At 41.4% G+C, this 18,061-nt stretch carries 20 protein-coding genes; 6 read left to right on the forward strand and 14 right to left on the reverse strand.

What is annotated here, in order from left to right; translation table 11 throughout:
- Position 1: 1 nt before the first annotated feature.
- From ACQVGS_RS14170 to ACQVGS_RS14185, 4 genes are read right to left on the reverse strand one after another with little or no spacing between them, the layout of a single operon-like run.
- A complete protein-coding gene (locus ACQVGS_RS14170) occupies positions 2–295 on the reverse strand; it encodes a zf-HC2 domain-containing protein (protein ID WP_095714831.1) in 294 nt (97 codons plus the stop codon).
- Entirely contained in the window at positions 292–813 is a 522-nt protein-coding gene (locus ACQVGS_RS14175) for a sigma-70 family RNA polymerase sigma factor (protein WP_255004459.1), read from the reverse strand. The genes ACQVGS_RS14170 and ACQVGS_RS14175 overlap by 4 nt, the downstream gene beginning before the upstream one ends.
- Entirely contained in the window at positions 813–1,073 is a 261-nt protein-coding gene (locus ACQVGS_RS14180; RefSeq protein ID WP_255004416.1) for a hypothetical protein, read from the reverse strand. The genes ACQVGS_RS14175 and ACQVGS_RS14180 overlap by 1 nt, the downstream gene beginning before the upstream one ends.
- The gene (locus tag ACQVGS_RS14185) at positions 1,063–3,003 is read right to left on the reverse strand and encodes a hypothetical protein (RefSeq protein WP_255004414.1); all 1,941 of its coding nucleotides are present in this window, start codon (positions 3,001–3,003) and stop codon (positions 1,063–1,065) included. The genes ACQVGS_RS14180 and ACQVGS_RS14185 overlap by 11 nt, the downstream gene beginning before the upstream one ends.
- A gap of 288 nt (positions 3,004–3,291) precedes the next feature.
- Here ACQVGS_RS14185 and ACQVGS_RS14190 point away from each other — a divergent pair, with 288 nt between their 5' ends.
- The 3 genes from ACQVGS_RS14190 (at position 3,292) to ACQVGS_RS14200 (ending at position 6,441) form a co-directional block, all read left to right on the forward strand.
- The gene (locus ACQVGS_RS14190) at positions 3,292–4,857 is read left to right on the forward strand and encodes a M4 family metallopeptidase (RefSeq protein ID WP_095714832.1); all 1,566 of its coding nucleotides are present in this window, start codon (positions 3,292–3,294) and stop codon (positions 4,855–4,857) included.
- A 338-nt stretch (positions 4,858–5,195) separates the two neighbouring features.
- Positions 5,196–5,294 carry a hypothetical protein gene (locus tag ACQVGS_RS14195; RefSeq protein ID WP_232350979.1) on the forward strand — a complete coding sequence of 33 codons (99 nt, stop codon included), beginning with the start codon at positions 5,196–5,198 and terminating at the stop codon, positions 5,292–5,294.
- A 232-nt stretch (positions 5,295–5,526) separates the two neighbouring features.
- Positions 5,527–6,441: a class I SAM-dependent methyltransferase gene (locus ACQVGS_RS14200; RefSeq protein ID WP_254518219.1), complete on the forward strand. Its 915-nt coding sequence runs from the start codon at positions 5,527–5,529 to the stop codon at positions 6,439–6,441.
- A 98-nt stretch (positions 6,442–6,539) separates the two neighbouring features.
- Here the strand turns inward: ACQVGS_RS14200 and ACQVGS_RS14205 are convergent, their stop codons facing one another.
- The 3 genes from ACQVGS_RS14205 to ACQVGS_RS14215 all read right to left on the reverse strand — a co-directional run bounded on the left by ACQVGS_RS14205 (position 6,540) and on the right by ACQVGS_RS14215 (position 8,105).
- The gene (locus tag ACQVGS_RS14205) at positions 6,540–6,995 is read right to left on the reverse strand and encodes a GNAT family N-acetyltransferase (protein ID WP_024121269.1); all 456 of its coding nucleotides are present in this window, start codon (positions 6,993–6,995) and stop codon (positions 6,540–6,542) included.
- Positions 6,982–7,779: an inositol-1-monophosphatase gene (gene suhB, locus ACQVGS_RS14210; protein ID WP_024121268.1), complete on the reverse strand. Its 798-nt coding sequence runs from the start codon at positions 7,777–7,779 to the stop codon at positions 6,982–6,984. Before suhB ends, ACQVGS_RS14205 begins: the two co-directional genes overlap by 14 nt.
- 137 nt (positions 7,780–7,916) lie before the next feature.
- Positions 7,917–8,105: a YkzI domain-containing protein gene (locus tag ACQVGS_RS14215; protein ID WP_010334110.1), complete on the reverse strand. Its 189-nt coding sequence runs from the start codon at positions 8,103–8,105 to the stop codon at positions 7,917–7,919.
- A 238-nt stretch (positions 8,106–8,343) separates the two neighbouring features.
- On the opposite strand from ACQVGS_RS14215, the gene ACQVGS_RS14220 reads away from it, so the two are divergent.
- Positions 8,344–8,982 carry a YktB family protein gene (locus ACQVGS_RS14220; protein ID WP_188323708.1) on the forward strand — a complete coding sequence of 213 codons (639 nt, stop codon included), beginning with the start codon at positions 8,344–8,346 and terminating at the stop codon, positions 8,980–8,982.
- A gap of 36 nt (positions 8,983–9,018) precedes the next feature.
- Here the strand turns inward: ACQVGS_RS14220 and ACQVGS_RS14225 are convergent, their stop codons facing one another.
- Positions 9,019–9,285, reverse strand: a complete 267-nt coding sequence (locus ACQVGS_RS14225; protein WP_024121266.1) for a UPF0223 family protein — start codon at positions 9,283–9,285, stop codon at positions 9,019–9,021.
- Positions 9,286–9,470: 185 nt separating this feature from the next.
- On the opposite strand from ACQVGS_RS14225, the gene speA reads away from it, so the two are divergent.
- The gene (speA, locus tag ACQVGS_RS14230; RefSeq protein WP_254518218.1) at positions 9,471–10,943 is read left to right on the forward strand and encodes an arginine decarboxylase; all 1,473 of its coding nucleotides are present in this window, start codon (positions 9,471–9,473) and stop codon (positions 10,941–10,943) included.
- Positions 10,944–10,979: 36 nt separating this feature from the next.
- Here speA and ACQVGS_RS14235 read toward each other — a convergent pair whose 3' ends face one another.
- Entirely contained in the window at positions 10,980–11,099 is a 120-nt protein-coding gene (locus ACQVGS_RS14235; RefSeq protein ID WP_010334106.1) for a GapA-binding peptide SR1P, read from the reverse strand.
- 431 nt (positions 11,100–11,530) lie between these two features.
- On the opposite strand from ACQVGS_RS14235, the gene slp reads away from it, so the two are divergent.
- Positions 11,531–11,905: a peptidoglycan-associated lipoprotein Slp gene (slp, locus tag ACQVGS_RS14240; RefSeq protein ID WP_024121264.1), complete on the forward strand. Its 375-nt coding sequence runs from the start codon at positions 11,531–11,533 to the stop codon at positions 11,903–11,905.
- Between the two features lie 45 nt (positions 11,906–11,950).
- Here slp and lpdA read toward each other — a convergent pair whose 3' ends face one another.
- The 5 genes from lpdA to ACQVGS_RS14265 all read right to left on the reverse strand — a co-directional run bounded on the left by lpdA (position 11,951) and on the right by ACQVGS_RS14265 (position 17,987).
- The gene (gene lpdA, locus ACQVGS_RS14245) at positions 11,951–13,363 is read right to left on the reverse strand and encodes a dihydrolipoyl dehydrogenase (protein ID WP_044156025.1); all 1,413 of its coding nucleotides are present in this window, start codon (positions 13,361–13,363) and stop codon (positions 11,951–11,953) included.
- A gap of 4 nt (positions 13,364–13,367) precedes the next feature.
- Complete coding sequence (gene pdhC / locus ACQVGS_RS14250; RefSeq protein ID WP_024121262.1) at positions 13,368–14,696, reverse strand: pyruvate dehydrogenase complex dihydrolipoyllysine-residue acetyltransferase; 1,329 nt, start codon at positions 14,694–14,696, stop codon at positions 13,368–13,370.
- A 114-nt stretch (positions 14,697–14,810) separates the two neighbouring features.
- Positions 14,811–15,788 carry a pyruvate dehydrogenase complex E1 component subunit beta gene (gene pdhB, locus ACQVGS_RS14255; protein ID WP_014113660.1) on the reverse strand — a complete coding sequence of 326 codons (978 nt, stop codon included), beginning with the start codon at positions 15,786–15,788 and terminating at the stop codon, positions 14,811–14,813.
- Positions 15,789–15,791: 3 nt separating this feature from the next.
- Positions 15,792–16,907 carry a pyruvate dehydrogenase (acetyl-transferring) E1 component subunit alpha gene (gene pdhA / locus ACQVGS_RS14260; RefSeq protein ID WP_024121261.1) on the reverse strand — a complete coding sequence of 372 codons (1,116 nt, stop codon included), beginning with the start codon at positions 16,905–16,907 and terminating at the stop codon, positions 15,792–15,794.
- A gap of 408 nt (positions 16,908–17,315) precedes the next feature.
- A complete protein-coding gene (locus ACQVGS_RS14265; RefSeq protein WP_106020366.1) occupies positions 17,316–17,987 on the reverse strand; it encodes a YkyA family protein in 672 nt (223 codons plus the stop codon).
- Positions 17,988–18,061 lie beyond the last annotated feature (74 nt).

The following is an 18,061-nucleotide window of genomic DNA, read 5'->3' on the forward strand; positions in this document are numbered from 1 at the left end:
TTTATATCAGCAGTTTGATGATCAGCATCACAGCAAACACAGCTCCAAACCAGAAGGCTGCTTTAATAATCAGCAAACCATAGTATCTTTGTTTAAAACGGATTTCTTCTTCAGGCAGAAAAGCATCTTGAGGGGGCTGTTCATCTTTAAACTCAAAAGGCTCAGACATCTGTTCAAACATTTCTCTGCAGCTGCGGCAGGTGTTCATATGCTTTTCAATGAAGTTTTCCGTTTCTTTTTTGCAATCACCTTCAATATACAGAGGGAGAAGGTCTCTTACTAGAAAGCAGATCATATCCGCTCCTCCTCTCTTCTTTTCGTCATGTTTTTCTTGAGCTCTAATCTAGCCCGGTGAAGAGTGGTTTTCACTTTCGAAAGGCTCCAGCCTAAGATTTCGGCGATTTCCTCATAAGAAAGCTCTTGAAATTCTCTTAAAATCAAAACGGATTGGTGCTGATCCTTTAGCTGCAGGAGCTCTTGCCACAACGTATCACTTTTAACCGTCCGCGAAAGATACTGTTCAGGCTGTTCATAAATCGTTTGCTTCAGTCCTTCATTTAAGCTGATATCAGTAAATTGGTATTTAACTTCCCTTCGGTACCAATTAATAAATGTATGGTGTGCAATCGTATACAGCCACGTTCTGATGGAGGAGTGCCCTTTAAATGAAGCAAGCCCGTTAAAGGCTTTCACAAAAGTGTCCTGTGCTAAATCCTTGGCTGTTTCGAGTTGATGAGTTCTCCGGAATAGATAATTCAAAATCTCCTGGTAATACTGTCGATACAAATTCTCAATCGAATCCTTCTGTTTCATTAAAAATAAAACCACACCGTCATCCAAATGGCCAATAAAATGAAACAGATATACATGGAAGACATATATACTTTCATATGTCTGATTTGGCTCTCATCTTCAGTTCTCTTTGAACAAGATTCACTCTTTAAGCCTTCCGCATTTTTTTGATATAACGGCTCATGCTGTTTCATCCATTCCATTGATTCATCCTCTAGCTCTCTTTCTTTATATAGGTCGTATAAATCTAAAAACACAGACTCTTTTTCTCTATGATTCATAAAGACTTTTCACCTCTTGAGATTCTCCATCCACCACATAAGCATCATGACGATTTGAGCCGAACGGCTGAATAATGATCAGCCATGCATAATGGCGTTCATTCCCTCTTTGAACGATAATCGGACGCATGCGTTTTTTGTAAATGACATCCTTATATACAGAAGCTACTTTTTCATAAGCCAATTTGCCATCACGATACGTATACGGGAATGAATTATCGGGTGTATCGTTGTAAACATAAACGTTTAGCAACCCTTGATCTTCAAAAAACTCATATGTTTTAGAGGAATCAGAATACACCACCTTATCACTCTGCCTGCTTTTTTTCTTTATTTCTGATCCATCCGCTTCGAAGACCGATAACATCTGCTGCAGCTGCTGACTGTTTGTCAGTGAACTTTTTCTTTTAATTGGAAGTGAAAGACTTTGCAAATTGCCGGTTTCAGCCTCGAAGGACAAAACCATTCCTTCTTTTGTTTCAACCCGCACCAGGCTTCCAAGCAGGCTGTTACTTTCAATATCTGTAATTTGATAAGGCTGTTGAGGTATTTTCAAAGCTGTAAACATTTCCTTCACTTTGTTGTGTATGTCTTGTTCTGTGATATGAACATGCCGAAGGGAATCAAGCTGATAAATTGAAGGGTCTTCACTAAAGCCCATTAAGGTTTCCTTTTCCCAATAACATACTGTGCCATCATCATCGTTATCTTTTTTATGAAATTGATTTTTGAGGAATATACGAACGGCTGTCTGACCGTCTTCTTTAGATACTTTTGTTTCGATATGATCCTTACTTAACACTCGTCCGTGTCGCTCAAGAAAAGCGATTGACTTTCGTACGTATTCCTGATCAGCCAGCGTTTTCCCATGTGCCTTTTTCAAGTACTGATAATTACGTATCATCTGGGATACTTCATCAACCTCTGCCTCATAGCTCATGCTTTTAAATGAGTAGAAATAATGCACATCCATATTTGTATTGTGTAAAAATAATGTTTCATCCGTCGGAAAAAATGACTTTAAAATCTGTTCCGCTTTTTCAGATGAAATGTGTTCTCCTACAAAATTGAATGTATCAGTGACATTTGCTGGCTTTGATATAGCAAAAGCAACCGTTCCTAAGTTATATATCGGATTTAAGAGCAAAATAAACATCACAATGACAGCGATCGTCAGCCTCTTCTTAATACGCACATAAGCTTTACCTGACTTTTGGAACAGATGATAACTCATCAAAAACCCCGCCATTGTCAAATAAATCGTATACGGCATTGTAGCACCATAGTCAATCGAAATGTGTTCGGGATATGGCACAAGCAGCAGTACAAGGAGTCCGACAATCAGCGAATAAAATAAACCTAATAAAATCTTATTTGTTCTCCAATACAGTTTGAAAAATAGCACATTCAATACAATAGGAAGAACGATCATTAAAAACAGAGAGCCGTATACAATCGGCTCGATCTCATCAGGATATTGCTTCCAATACGAAAAGAGACTGAATACCATCTGCACAATCGGCAAGCTGACAACAGCCAGATCAAACGTAAAAAACATCCCTTTTCCGCCATGATCACGAAGCATTAACATATAATGAAAAGCCGTCAGCAGCACATACCCGTATAAGAAAAAATGCAGCAGCGGCAGCAGTTCATTCCCCTCATCCCTTAAATAAGCGCTGGTAAAGTTCGTTACCTGCACCTGATGAACAAGTTCAACAGACACGCCCGCCAGCAAAACAACCCGTAATAATACTCCAGCCAAAAACAATGTATGGCACCGATTGATTTTCGGGTGATATGCAAATATATACAGTGCTGCAAGGGCAACAATTGACCATTGAATCAGCAAAGTGCTTTGCCTGCTCAAAATAAAATAACGTTCAAAATGCAATACATAATGACTGAATAAATCAAACACGAACAACAATCCTTTACTTCTTATTAAGGCCTCATCCGGTTAGACAAGCCGCTTGTTAAAAAGTTTCAATAAAAACCAAAAATTTCTCATCTCCCCTTCGATATAAAGACGACATAACTCTTGCAATTCATCCATCACATGACACTTGACTCATCTTGATATTATTCAACAAAAATAAACACAGGACAATTCTATCAATTTTGTCTAGTTATGTTAGTTTTTGTTGAGAATACCAGATTGCTCGTTTAATATAACGATATAAAGATTTTTCAGTATTTTCAAAAAGGGGGATTTATTGTGGGTTTAGGTAAGAAATTGTCCGTCGTTGTCGCTGCTTCGTTTATGAGTTTATCAATCGGCCTTCCGGGTGTTCAGGCTGCTGAGAATGACCAGCTTAAGGAGAATCAAACAAACTTTCTCCCTAAAAGCGCCATTGCACAAACAGAGCTCTCTGCTCCAAATGACAAAGCTGTCAAACAGTTTTTGAAAAAGAACAGCAAAGTGTTTAAAGGCGATCCCGCCAAAAGACTGAAACTTGTGGAAAGCACAACTGACGCTCTTGGGTACAAGCACTTTCGATATGTGCCCGTCATTAACGGAGTGCCTATTAAAGATTCACAAGTGATCGTTCACGTCGATAAATCTGACAATGTCTATGCGATCAATGGAGAATTGCACAATCAGTCTGCTTCAAAAACAGAAAACAGCCAAAAGGTATCCTCTGACAAAGCACTGGCACTCGCTTTTAAAGCCATTGGCAAATCACCTGACGCCGTTTCTAACGGAAGCGCAAAAAACAGCGATAAAGCAGAGTTAAAAGCGGTAGAAACAGAGGACGGCGGTTATCGTCTGGCTTACGATGTCACGATTCGCTATATCGAACCTGAACCTGCTAACTGGGAAGTCTTAGTGGATGCCGAATCAGGCACCATTTTAAAACAGCAAAATAAAGTAGAACATGCAGCCGCAACAGGATCAGGGACAACACTAAAAGGCGCAACAGTTCCTCTGAATATTTCTTATGAAAGCGGCAAATATGTTTTAAGAGATCTGTCAAAACCAACCGGCACTCAAATTATCACGTATGATTTACAAAACAGACAAAGCCGCCTTCCGGGAACACTTGTCTCAAGTACAACAAATAAATTCACAACTTCATCACAGCGCGCAGCTGTAGATGCCCACTATAACCTGGGTAAAGTGTACGATTATTTTTACTCTACGTTTAAACGAAACAGCTATGACAACAAAGGCAGTAAAATCGTTTCTTCTGTTCACTACGGCAGCCGTTATAATAACGCCGCTTGGACAGGGGATCAAATGATTTACGGTGATGGAGACGGCTCCTTCTTCTCCCCGCTTTCCGGCTCATTGGATGTGACGGCGCATGAAATGACACACGGTGTCACTCAAGAAACAGCCAACCTTGTCTATGAAAACCAGCCTGGGGCATTAAACGAGTCGTTCTCTGATGTATTCGGTTATTTCACTGATACAGAAGACTGGGATATCGGTGAAGACATTACGGTCAGCCAGCCGGCTCTCCGCAGTTTGTCCAATCCGACAAAATATGACCAGCCTGACAATTACGCCAACTATCAAAACCTTCCGAATACAGATGAAGGCGATTACGGCGGTGTACACATAAACAGCGGAATTCCAAACAAAGCCGCTTATAATACCATTACAAGCCTAGGCATATCTAAATCACAGCAGATTTATTACCGTGCGTTAACAACGTACCTTACGCCTTATTCCACTTTCAAAGATGCGAAGGCCGCCCTCATTCAGTCTGCCCGTGACCTTTATGGCTCAACTGATGCCGCAAAAGTTGAAGCAGCCTGGAAAGCCGTCGGTTTGTAATTTCTAAATGAAAAGCCTGAGATATCTCAGGCTTTTTCTTGATTTTCAAGTTTGTTTAAAAATCAGCAGCTGTTTCATGATAGCCGTACATATGACCACCTTGCCTCTGAACAAATCGCAGACAGTGTAAATACAAACTCGGTCATTATCCGCCAAATCAGCCGATTGTTAAAAAAATCGGGCTTCATCGATGTCAAAAGAGATTGTTGAAGAAGGTGAGCTTTTCCACACTCATGAAAACTCTCATCCCGACTGCTGGACCCGAACAAATAAACTTCAGGTTCTAGAGCTAGGCCCAAGCCGCTTATGTTCATCGCGAGGCGACTCCGCTTCTCATTATGTGCGGTGATCAGGATGACGTTGTTCTGTATAAGCATAGCGCTGATTTATACAGGGCACTTACAAAAGCAGGTCATGATGAGTTATGTATAAAGTAAAAGGTGCCGGACATATCGGTTTACCCAAGACCATACACTTCGTATTGTAAAAACATTCTTTCATTCCCATTTAAACAGCCAAAAATTGAATAGAAGAATCTTACTCTTCCAACCTCAAATACATTGACAAAATTTTTTATTTATGCTATAATTTACTATTAGTATATTTGTGTGTATAATAAGGTTCTCCTGGCCAGGGGAATCTTATTTTTGTTTATCAGGAGGACATGGTATGAGGGAAAATGAGTCCAGTTTAACAGCTTTAATATCAGCATTTAGCCGAGCCTATCACAGTCAATATGATACACCTAAAATTTTTGACGATTATATCGCCAAACACCTTATTTCTGAAAAAGAGTTTTCCGACATTAGTCAAAATATGATACAATGCATACAGTTTTTCAATAAAGATATTGCCCGAAAGTTTCAAGATGACCCAGAAGAGATACTAAAGTGGATTACACAAGTCCAGCTTTCCCCTACGCCCTTAGCTCGAGCAGCATATTGTGAGAAAGTATTTCGCAACGAAGTGGTGCTGGGAGCAAAACAGTATGTCATTCTTGGCGCCGGGTTAGATACATTCTGCTTCCGGCATCCAGAGCTGGAAGACAGCTTAGACATATTTGAAATTGATTACCCGGCTACACAGCAATTGAAAAAGAAAAGACTGGATGATGCAAGGCTTACTATTCCAGCGAATCTTCATTTGGTTCCTATGGACTTTACCAAAACGTTTTCATATCAGCCTCTCTTAAATGAAGGCTTTGATAACCAAAAAACGTTCTTCAGCCTTTTAGGCGTTTCTTATTATTTGACGAAAGAAGAGAATAAAAGCCTGCTTAACCAATTATTTGCCCATGTCCCCTCCGGAAGCTCTATCGTTTTTGATTACGCAGACGAAACGCTCTTTGAAACAAAAGGAAAGTCTAATAGAGTTGAACATATGGTGAAAATGGCTTCAGCAAGCGGTGAACCGATGAAATCGTGTTTTACTTATCTTGAAATCGAAAAAGCATTAGATTCAGCTGGTTTACTCATCTATGAACATGTAACACCAGCCGAAATCAATGACCTTTTCTTCAAGAAACGAACGGATTATTTGTCAGCGTTTGAAACCATTCATTATATACATGCCGTAAAAAAATAACCCCCCTGGTTCTTCACCAGGCTCGCCTCTCAATCGACGGTGAAGGATTGGGAGGTTTTTTGCGCATGAAAATAAGCTGCCGTCATATATACGGCAGCTTAAACTAAAGGCTTTACCATGATTATGTACGGCTTATCTGCCTCATCTTTCTCCGTCTTGAGCTGTTCAAAGCCGCATTGGCTCAAAAACAGTATCCATTCATTCCGGTCAATCGGAACCGCTGTAAATAGTGCTCTATGTTTGTCTTGAAGCGATTGGCCGATCTGTTCAATGATCTTCCTAGCATGTCCCTTTCTTTCTTCAGCAGGATCAACCAGCACTGTTCCCAGCCATGGCTTTCCGTTTGAAGGAGCCCATTCGAGATGATAGCTGACGGCAACAGGCAGACCGTCTTTTTCCCAAACAAGCCATGATCCGTTATACATCGAATAGGAGATCATATAGCTTTCTGCATCTTTTTCCCCAAACTCTTCCTTTTTCCAAACAGGATGAGCCTCCGCAATTTCCTCTAACCAACTGAGGTCATCCTGTTCAAATGGTCTATTTTTCAGCATGAAGATACTCTTCAAATATTGTTTTATGTATAGATGGGTTTCCGGCCAGCACACAGTGATTCTCTAAAAAGGTGAACGGTTCTCCTTCAGTCGTTGTATAAATGCCCCCTACTTCGTTTAACAGCACACAGCCGGCTGCGTAATCCCAAGGAGCAAGCCGCATCGTAATGTAAGCGTCAATTCTTCCCGCAGCGACGTTTGCCAGTTCTAGAGCGGCAGAGCCATAGGAGCGTGTTCCTCTCACCCTTTTTACAAGCGGTGCCAGCACACCCGGGTCAATTCTTCTGTTTTCCGTCACCCATGTCGCATTAATGGCTAGAATCGCTTCTTCAATAACGGTTTCCTTTAAAGGAGACAGCTTCGTTTCATTCATATAAGCACCTTTACCGCTAAACGCGTGATACAGTTCATCATGCACCACATCGTAAATTAAACCGATTTTGCCAATTCCATTTTCAAAAATACCGATTGAAATTGCAAAATTTCTTTGCTGGTGCACAAAATTCATCGTGCCGTCAATCGGATCGATAATCCAGACGACACCTTCCAACGAGTGAAGTTCGTCTCCTTGTCCTTCTTCTCCGAGTATGCGATGCCCCGGAAAGGTTTCTTGGATGCGGTCAATAAAAAACTTTTCCGTTTCCTTGTCAATATTTGTGACTAAATCATTCGGATTTGATTTTGTTTCAATTGTCAGGCTTTCGTGCATCGACTGTTTAATTCTTGCGCCTGCTTCTTTTATCCATTTCTTTGCAGTCTCATCAATTTCCGTCCAATTTGTCATTCATGCGTACCTCTTTTCTATGTAGACCTTTATTTTATAGGATACTGATAACGGCGGTGAAAAAGCAAGGAAAATGAAAATTATGCCTTCTCACGTAAAAACGAACCATTCACGCGGTTCGTTTTTACTATAGCTTTTTACCCGTTGAGGCGAATCCATTCTTTTCTGAGACGTTCAAGTTTGTTTTTGCTTAGCTCAATTTGTTCGTCATTTTCCTTTTGCATTGCCTCATAAAGGGTTGCCAATTCATAATCAACCTCTAGTCTCCAGACAGCTACACGGTTGTTTTTCTCTTCCCTAAATCCCTCTTTCACAACTTGCCTCATTGTCTTTCGCCCCTTCCAGAGATCATTTGTTTTAAAAAAGCATCCCATTTTGCCATTCAACAATGATACTTCTTATATCCTATGATTCTTCTATTTACCTGTAACATGATTCTGAAAATTGTGTGTTTACCTATTCGTTTATTACCACATTCCCCCTCTCTTCAAACGCGTGCTCATCTTTTTGCTGCGCGTTCTAACTGTGATAAAATATGTATACTTAGCATGAAGGAGGAAAATCATGACACAAATGCGTTTTACTGAAGAAGACTTTAACACATTTACAATAGACGGCTTAGACCCACGCATGGAGGTGTTAAAAGAGCGGGTTCGTCCGAAGCTGACTGCTTTAGGCGAGCACTTTGCCCCGACATTATCCGCTTTAACCGGAGATGAAATGTTTCCCCATGTGGCCAAGCATGCAAGGAGATCAGTCAACCCTCCTGCAGACAGCTGGGTGGCATTCGCAAACAGCAAAAGAGGCTATAAAAAACTGCCGCATTTTCAAATCGGCTTGTGGGAGAGCCATGTTTTTGTATGGTTCGCGATCATTTATGAGTCCCCTATAAAAGAAGAATACGGCAAATTGCTTGAAGCGAATCAAGACAGCGTTACAAATCACATTCCAGACAGCTTTGTTTGGTCTGCGGATCACACAAAACCAGGGGTCCATAAGCAGTCAGAAATGGGCAAGGAACAACTCAAAACATTGTTTGAACGGTTGCAGACAATAAAGAAAGCCGAGCTGTTATGCGGCATTCAGCTTCAAAAAGAAGAGGTGCTGAAGATGAATAACCAAGAATTCCTTCAGCGAATCGATGATGCCTTCCAGCAGCTTGCATTTCTGTACCGCTTAACCCAAAAAGTATCACAAGCATAAAAAAGAGCCGGGACCTTTCATCCGGCTCTTTTCCTTTTACATCTTAATCTTTGCCTGGTCAGATTCCTTCGCCTGCTTGACCGTACGATAAGGAGAGTATGTACTTTGTTCCTCAAATTCGCCGCACAGCTTTTTTTCTTCAGCTTTTCCCGGCACAATTTCTTTGAATCGCCGATACGTCTTAAGCAGCTCTTCACGGTCGGCTCCCTTTTCATAAGCCAGCTCAACCTGCTGGAAAAATGCAATCACATCCACTGCTTCTTCGGTTGTCCAATCTTCATTCATCGGATATTGGTATTCCATTTTCTTCACTCCTTATAGATTCGCTTTCCTTTTACAAAAAGCATCTTCATTTGATCATAAATTGTTCTTTACATTCTTTCAAGTTCATAATATAATTCATTTGTTTTACGTCTAAAAAACGGTTGAGAAACTGATTTTAATACACACTAATATGCATAGGTATTACTACAAAGGTGGGAAAACAATTGTCGCAACATGAAACACCCTTATTCACAGGCCTGAAAAAGCACGCAAGCAGACAGCCTGTTCAATTCCACATTCCCGGCCATAAAAAAGGGGCAGGAATGGATCCAGAGTTCAGACAATTTATCGGTGAAAACGCGTTAAGTATAGATTTGATTAATATTGAACCATTAGATGACCTGCATGCGCCTAAAGGCATTATTAAAGAAGCGCAGGATTTGGCGGCCGAAGCTTTCGGAGCGGATCACACCTTTTTTTCTGTTCAGGGAACAAGCGGCGCAATCATGACAATGGTGATGGCTGTCTGCGGACCTGGAGATAAAATCATCATTCCAAGAAATGTGCACAAATCCATTATGTCAGCTATTGTATTTTCCGGAGCTGTCCCAATCTTTATTCATCCTGAAATTGACAATGAACTGGGCATCTCTCACGGCATTACACTTGAATCCGCTAAACGGGCGCTGCATGAACATCCTGATGCCAAAGGGCTTCTTGTGATCAACCCGACATATTTCGGAGTAGCTGCTGATTTAAAAAGCATCGTAGAACTAGCCCACTCCTTTGATGTGCCGGTTCTGGTCGATGAAGCACACGGCGTTCATATTCATTTTCACGACCAATTTCCGCTTTCAGCGATGCAGGCAGGTGCAGACATGGCTGCGACAAGTGTGCATAAGCTAGGCGGATCACTGACACAAAGCTCTATTCTAAACATGAAAGAAGGCCTTGTTTCTAAAGACAGAGTGCAATCGATACTCAGCATGCTGACAACCACGTCTACTTCTTATTTGCTTCTAGCCTCTTTGGACGTGGCCAGAAAACGGCTTGCGACAGAAGGCTATCAGCTTGCTGAAGAAACGTTGAAGCTTGCTAATCAGACGAGAGAACGTCTGAACCAAATTGACGGCATTTACTGTGTCGGCTCTGAAATTCTCGGTTCTAAAGCGGCTTACAATTATGACCCGACAAAATTAATTATTTCAGTTAAAAACCTGGGGCTCACAGGACATGATGTCGAGAAGTGGCTGCGGGAATCCTTTAATATTGAAGTAGAGCTTTCAGATCTGTACAACATTTTGTGTATCTTCACACCTGGTGACAGCCAGAACGATGCAGATCGCCTTGTGGAAGCTTTAAAAGAGATAGCGCGTCAAATGTCAGCAAATGATGTTACGCATAAACAGACAAAGGTACTGCTTCCAGAAATCCCATTACTGGCGATGACGCCGCGTGACGCTTTCTATGCAAATACAGAAGTTGTTCCATTAAAAGAAGCAGCAGGACGGATTATCGCTGAATTTGTGATGGTGTATCCTCCTGGAATTCCTATCTTTATCCCGGGCGAGATTATTACAGAAGAAAACATCAGCTACATCTTCAAAAACATTGATGCCGGACTTCCAGTTCAAGGACCGGAGGATTCTACTTTGAGCATGATTCGAGTCATAAAAGAGCAAAAAGCTATTCAATAAATACAAAAAGCATGCGGCTAAGCCGCATGCTTTTTCTTACTCTTCATCAAGAGGACACTGACATTGTCCGCAGCATGTTCCGTATAACGTTGTAACCTTCTCATCCTCGAAGTAATGAATGGCTTCGTTACAATCTTGGCAAACAATCGTACCCATCTCTCATTCCCCATTTCTTTTAATTTTGAAAACGCTTAATTTCTTTTGTTGGTATTATATTAATATGTCACATTTAAAATGTCAACAATAAACTGTATAACACATTTATTTCAAAAACTTTTAATGTAACATGTTTTTTCTTTTCGGTTCCATGAATTATCATCTTCTTAACAAACGCTTTCATTCGATACATATGCTGAAAAGACATTGTGATTTCATGTTTTCGCGAACTTTTTTTGAATAGTGTAACGAAATTGCAAATGATTCGCGATGAATAATGTGTGCGTTCAGAGTATTCGGTTTAAAGAGATGTTATCTCTCTTTAAAAACGGTTTCAATTATATAACAATTAGGTAACAAGAAGCAGATGACGCGGTTACTCGTGATAAACTAAAACTAGTTTACTATGGTTTATACAGAGGAGAAGATAGATGCGATATCGCGCGGTATTTCCCATACTGATGATAGTATTTGCTTTATCGGGCTGCACCCTTTCCACAATCAATCCAATTAAAAAAAGCCGAATTGACAGCATTCATCATACTCAAATCCTATTTTTTTCTGATGAAAATCAAATTGATCAAGAGGCGTCATATTATGATGCTCTGCTAGATTTAGAAAAGGATTATCCTGATCAAATAGATAAAATGAAGGTATACGATAACAGAAAAGGCTGGGAAGATGAAATCGAAACCGTCCCTACTCTCATGGTAGTTGATCAGCGGCATGTCGTTGTGAAAATAGAGGGATGTGTGAAAAAGAAAGAAGACATCATTAAACCATTACAGCATGTACTGTCTAAATAAATAAAACAGCCCCCGCTTACGGGGCTGTTTTTTATGTCATCTCTATTATTTTACGATGTGAATCGGGCTTCCGATTGCCACTTCAGCAGCTTCCATTGTGATTTCACCCAATGTTGGATGTGCATGAATTGTCATAGCAATATCTTCAGCAGTCATGCCGCCTTCGATAGCTAAACTTAATTCAGAAATCATGTCAGAAGCGCTTGCGCCGGCGATTTGCGCACCGATTACAAGGCCATCCTCTTTACGAGTGATCAGCTTCATGAAGCCGTCAGTTTCGTTAAGAGAAAGCGCGCGGCCGTTTGCTGCAAATGGGAATTTAGCAGCAACAATGTCAAGGCCTTCTTCTTTCGCTTGTGCTTCAGTGTAACCGACTGATGCAAGCTCAGGCTCAGAGAAGACAACCGCAGGAATACCAAGGTAATCGATTTCTGCAGGCTCTCCAGCGATCGCTTCTGCAGCAATCTTACCTTCGTAAGATGCTTTGTGAGCAAGCGGCGGTCCTTCAATGATATCACCGATTGCATAGATGTTAGGTACGTTCGTGCGGCACTGTTTGTCAGTTTTGATAACACCGCGGTCAGTCATTTCAATACCGACTTGCTCAAGACCAAGTTCATCAGTATTTGGACGGCGTCCGACAGTAATCAGTACGTAATCAGCATCAACAGTTTTTTCTTCACCTTTTACTTCGAAAGTGACTGTTACGCCGTCAGCTTTTTCTTCAACGCCTTTAGCCATCGCGTTTGTATGGATTTCAACGTTGCCTTTTTTCTTCAGTCTGCGAGTTACAAGGGAACTCATTTGTTTTTCGAAGCCTGGAAGAATTTCATCTCCGCCTTCAAGAATAACAAGCTCAGTGCCGAAGTTTGCATACGCAGTTCCAAGCTCAGTTCCGATGTATCCGCCGCCGATAACAACAAGCTTTTTAGGAATTTCTTTAAGAGCCAAAGCACCTGTTGAATTTAGGACACGCTCAGTATATTTGAAGTTTGGCAATTCGATAGGACGAGAACCAGTCGCAATGATTGCGTTTTTGAACGTGTATGTTTGAGCAGAATTCTCATCCATTACACGAACTGAATTGCTGTCTACAAAGTAAGCTTCGCCTTTTACTACATCTACTTTGTTGCCTTTAAGAAGACCTGCTACACCGCCAGTAAGCTTGTTAACAACAGAAGTTTTCCACTCTTGAACTTTTGTGAAATCAACTGTTACGTTCTCAGCAGTGATTCCCATGTCATCAGAATGCTTAGCATTCTCATAACGGTGGCCAGCATTGATCAGCGCTTTTGAAGGGATACATCCAACGTTCAGACAAACGCCTCCAAGAGTTGCTTTTTCAACGACTGTTACTTTTTGTCCAAGCTGTGCAGCGCGGATGGCAGCTACATAGCCGCCAGGTCCCGCACCAATTACAAGAGTATCTGTTTCAATAGGGAAATCTCCTACTACCATAACATTACGCCTCCATTAAAATTAATTGTGGATCGTTCAGTAAACGCTTGATGTGATTTAGTGCATTTTGCGCAGTCGCTCCGTCGATCATACGGTGGTCGAAGCTGAGAGAAAGAGCTAAGACTGGAGCTGCTACGATTTCGCCATCACGAACAATCGCTTTTTCTGCAATGCGTCCGATACCAAGAATCGCAACTTCTGGATGGTTGATAACCGGAGTGAACCATTGTCCGCCGGCTGAACCGATGTTTGTAATTGTGCAAGATGCGCCTTTCATTTCAGCTGGAGCAAGCTTGCCTTCACGAGCTTTTGTTGCAAGGCTGTTGATCTCATCAGAAATTTCAAAGATCGCTTTACGGTCTGCATTTTTTACAACTGGCACAAGCAAGCCTTTTTCAGTGTCAGCAGCAATACCGATGTTGAAGTAATGTTTTTGGATTACTTCATCTGTTTTATCGTCAATTGACGTGTTTAAAACAGGGAATTTTTTCAGTGCAGATGTAAGAGCTTTTACAACGTAAGGCAAGTATGTCAGCTTGATGCCTTGATCAGCAGCAACCTGTTTGAACTGTTTACGATGTGCAACAAGGTTTGTTACGTCCACTTCGTCCATTAGTGTTACATGAGGAGCAGTATGTTTAGAGTTAACCATCGCTTTTGCAATTGCTTTACGGATACCACTCATTTTTTCGCGAGTTTCTGGGAATTCACCCTCTGGAGCCGGTGCAGCAGCCGGTTTAGCAGCTGTTTCTTGAGGTGCAGCCGTTTCTTGCGGCGCAGCTTCTTGCGCTCCTCCGTTTACAAAGCTGTCGATATCTTCTTTCACAACACGTCCGTTGTTGCCTGAACCTGTTACTTTACGGATATCTACGCCTTTTTCACGAGCGTATTTACGTACAGAAGGCATAGCGATCACGCGTTTGTTCGGGTCAACTTCAGCTTGATCCTGCTGTCCTGCACCAGTTTCTTTAGCAGGCTCTTCAGCACGCTCTTCTTTCGCAACATCTTGTCCAGCTTCACCAGTAGACTGAACTTGTGCTTCAGTTTTTGCGTCGCCAGACTCATCGCTGCCTTTAAATTGAAGGTCTTCGTAACCAGGTGCATCAAACGTAATGATCGTTTGTCCAACAGTTGCAACCGTTCCCTCTTCAACTTTTAATTCTAATACTTTTCCTTTAACAGGTGAAGGAATTTCTACTACTGCTTTATCATTTTGGACTTCCGCCAGTACATCATCTTCGTCAACCTCATCGTTAGGCTTGACAAACCATTTTACGATTTCGCCTTCGTGGATACCTTCCCCGATATCTGGAAGTTTAAATTCAAATGCCACAGTTCTCGACCTCCTAGTTTGATTAAGCAATTTTAAAGTTTACAACGTAAGCATTGAAAACAGATATATAATAGAGGGAAAACGTTCATCTTCCCTCTCGATTATGCAGTTTGATTAAAATTCAAGTACTTTTCTTGCTGTTTCAAGAACATCTTTATGGTTTGGAAGCCATACGCTCTCCGCTTGAGAGAAAGGAAATACTGTATCAGGCGCAGCCACGCGAAGTACAGGTGCTTCCAAGCTCAAGATCGCACGGTCATTAATTTCTGCTACTACGTTTGCAGCAATACCGGCTTGTTTTTGTGCCTCTTGAACAACAATCGCGCGTCCTGTTTTTTCTACAGATGCGATGATTGTATCAATGTCAAGCGGGCTTACAGTGCGAAGGTCGACAACTTCAGCAGAAATGCCGTCTTTTTCAAGCTCCTCGGCAGCTTTTAATGATTCATGAACCATTGCGCCGTAAGTGATGATTGAAAGGTCAGTACCTTCACGTTTTACGTCAGCTTTGCCAAGCTCAATTGTGTATTCTTCTTCAGGAACTTCCTGACGGAAAGAACGGTAAAGCTTCATGTGCTCTAAGAAAACAACAGGATCGTTGTCTCTGATCGCAGAAATCAAAAGTCCTTTGGCATCGTAAGGAGTTGATGGAATAACAACTTTGATACCAGGCTGTTGTGCAACAAGACCTTCTAAGCTGTCAGCGTGAAGCTCAGGAGTATGAACACCGCCGCCGAACGGAGAACGAATGGTTACAGGTGAAGTCCAGCGTCCGCCAGAACGGTAACGCATACGAGCCATTTGGCCAGAAACTGAATCCATTACTTCGTAAACAAATCCAAAGAATTGGATTTCCATTACCGGACGGAAGCCGTTTAAGCCTAAACCAAGGGCAAGACCGCCGATACCAGATTCAGCAAGTGGCGTGTCAAACACACGGTCTTCACCGAATTCTTTTTGCAATCCTTCTGTCGCACGGAATACGCCGCCGTTAACACCAACGTCTTCTCCGAAAACTAAGACATTTTCGTCATTTTTCAGTTCTGTGCGTAACGCATCCGTGATTGCTTGAATCATTGTCATTTGCGCCATGGCTTACTTCGACTCCTTCTGTGTATAAATTTCAAATTGCTCCTCAAGGTTATGAGGCATTTTTTCAAACATGATTTTCATTAAATCAGTTACTTTTTGCTTAGGCTCAGCATCCGCTTTTTTGATCGCCTGCTTAATTTCTTCTTTTGCATCCTCGATTACTTTTGTTTCTTCTTCTTCAGACCATAGGCCTTTGTTTTCAAGGAACGCACGGAAGCGTACAAGCGGATCTTTTTGCTCCCACTCGTTTTCGATTTCTTTTGTGCGATATTTAGTCGGATCGTCACCAGCCATTGTGTGCGGGCCATAACGGAATGTCAGTGTTTCAATCAGTGTCGGGCCTTCGCCGTTAATCGCGCGTTCGCGTGCTTCAGCAGTTGCAGCGTATACAGCAAGCGGATCCATTCCGTCTACTTGTACACCCACAATACCGGCAGCTACTGCTTTTTGTGCAATTGTGCCTGCTGCAGATTGTTTTTCAACTGGAGTTGAAATCGCGTAGCGGTTGTTTTGTACAACGAAGATCGCAGGTGCTTTATAAGCGCCGGCAAAGTTAATTCCTTCGTAGAAGTCCCCTTGTGAAGCTCCGCCGTCACCAGTATAAGTGATTGCGACAGCTTTCTTACCGCGTTTTTTAAGACCTAGCGCAACACCGGCCGTTTGAATGTATTGAGCACCGATAATGATTTGTGGAGAAAGGGCATTCACATCATCAGGCATTTGGTTTCCTCGGAAATGTCCGCGAGAGAACAGGAACGCTTGATATAATGGAAGGCCGTGCCAGATTAACTGAGGCACATCACGGTATCCCGGAAGAACGAAGTCTTCTTTTTCAAGCGCGAAATGTGTAGCAATCTGAGAAGCTTCTTGGCCCGCAGTAGGAGCGTAGAATCCGAGACGTCCTTGACGGTTTAATGAGATAGAGCGCTGATCAAGCACACGCGTAAATACCATGCGGCGCATAAGCTCTTTCAATTGATCATCAGTTAAATCAGGCATCGCCGCTTCATTCACGACTTCTCCCTTTTCATTTAAAATTTGGAACGTTTCGAACTGCTTTTTAATGGCATCAAATTGCTTCTTACTATCAACGATTACTTTTTTCGTTTTTGCAGCCATACTAAAGTCACCTCTTCCTTTCTTTTAAACAGTCATTAGACGTGCATTCCTTTTATACATACAAACTTAGGGTACCCTAAAGTATCAGCAGTAAGTCGTATATATTTTAGCCGATCCCCAGTTTGCCGAAACCATTTATGTAGGATAGTTACACTCTGCTTTGAACTGTATTATTTCGAAGTTGTAAAAAACTAATACAACACCGCTTAACATGGATTAGTTTACACCATATAAAGAAGAACCGTCAATCGTTTTCATCGCTGATTTTCAATAAATGTATTCGCTTTACATTTTCTATAAAAAAACAGATGCAGCCTGTACCTCAAACTGTACTAGTATAACCTATCACACTGTACTACAATAGAAATTTAAATTTTGAATAGAATTTTAAAAAAGAGCTGATCATAGTCAGCTCTTTTTTATATGATAGCCTGCGGCGTCATATAAATCTTCGCGGGCTTTATTATATTTCTCCGTTTGCACATCAAATTCGCCGCTTTGTTTAAGGACTTTTTTATAAGAAGCATTCGCTTTTTCGATCTGCTGATCAAGCTTATCCAGCGTCAAGTCTTTGTCTTTCAGCAGCTTATACAGTTTTTTATCAAGTTTAATGGCTTTTTCATATTCTTCAGACATAGAGCTGTATGCAGCATATCTTTTTTTCATATGATCTGCCGCAGTCTCGGCCTTTGCCTTGATGTGTTTATCCTTAATATTTTCTGCGGATGTTTTGGCTTCCTCAAATTCTGATTCGGATTTTTCGATGCTCTCATTTTCAAGCTTCAGATGTTCTTCGCGTTTATTTACATTCTCAAGCGCTTCGTCTGATAATGAAACGATTTTTTTATAATCATCCATATTGAGCTTGATGACATCATTGTAGAGAGCATGTTCTTTTTTCTCTAATTCCTCGAGCGTTTTCTGTTCTTCTTGAAACGGTTTTTCTAGATCAGCGACTTTTTCTAATGAGTCATGAAGTGAATCCAGCGGATCCTGTCCCACGCACCCTGTTAATAGTAAAGTCACAGCGCAAAAGGCTCCGATTTTCACACCGTGGCGCCGTTTTATTCCGTCTTTCACGTTAAATCCCCCAATCTTGACAATTTCTACTATAGAATCCATAGAGATATTTGACAATAGCCAGGTGGTTATCG

It is taken from the genome of Bacillus sp. SD127 (assembly GCF_058566445.1).

Bases quoted from the DNA above. Each gene is read 5' to 3' on its own strand.
- ACQVGS_RS14180 (WP_255004416.1), bottom strand. From the start codon at position 1,073: ATGAATCATAGAGAAAAAGAGTCTGTGTTTTTAGATTTATACGACCTA.
- slp (WP_024121264.1), top strand. From the start codon at position 11,531: ATGCGATATCGCGCGGTATTTCCCATACTGATGATAGTATTTGCTTTA.
- ACQVGS_RS14235 (WP_010334106.1), bottom strand. From the start codon at position 11,099: ATGGGTACGATTGTTTGCCAAGATTGTAACGAAGCCATTCATTACTTC.
- ACQVGS_RS14170 (WP_095714831.1), bottom strand. From the start codon at position 295: ATGATCTGCTTTCTAGTAAGAGACCTTCTCCCTCTGTATATTGAAGGT.
- pdhA (WP_024121261.1), bottom strand. From the start codon at position 16,907: ATGGCTGCAAAAACGAAAAAAGTAATCGTTGATAGTAAGAAGCAATTT.
- ACQVGS_RS14175 (WP_255004459.1), bottom strand. From the start codon at position 813: ATGAAACAGAAGGATTCGATTGAGAATTTGTATCGACAGTATTACCAG.
- ACQVGS_RS14225 (WP_024121266.1), bottom strand. From the start codon at position 9,285: ATGGAATACCAATATCCGATGAATGAAGATTGGACAACCGAAGAAGCA.
- ACQVGS_RS14220 (WP_188323708.1), top strand. From the start codon at position 8,344: ATGACACAAATGCGTTTTACTGAAGAAGACTTTAACACATTTACAATA.
- lpdA (WP_044156025.1), bottom strand. From the start codon at position 13,363: ATGGTAGTAGGAGATTTCCCTATTGAAACAGATACTCTTGTAATTGGT.
- ACQVGS_RS14195 (WP_232350979.1), top strand. From the start codon at position 5,196: ATGTGCGGTGATCAGGATGACGTTGTTCTGTATAAGCATAGCGCTGAT.
- suhB (WP_024121268.1), bottom strand. From the start codon at position 7,779: ATGACAAATTGGACGGAAATTGATGAGACTGCAAAGAAATGGATAAAA.
- ACQVGS_RS14205 (WP_024121269.1), bottom strand. From the start codon at position 6,995: ATGCTGAAAAATAGACCATTTGAACAGGATGACCTCAGTTGGTTAGAG.
- pdhB (WP_014113660.1), bottom strand. From the start codon at position 15,788: ATGGCGCAAATGACAATGATTCAAGCAATCACGGATGCGTTACGCACA.
- ACQVGS_RS14200 (WP_254518219.1), top strand. From the start codon at position 5,527: ATGAGGGAAAATGAGTCCAGTTTAACAGCTTTAATATCAGCATTTAGC.
- ACQVGS_RS14215 (WP_010334110.1), bottom strand. From the start codon at position 8,105: ATGAGGCAAGTTGTGAAAGAGGGATTTAGGGAAGAGAAAAACAACCGT.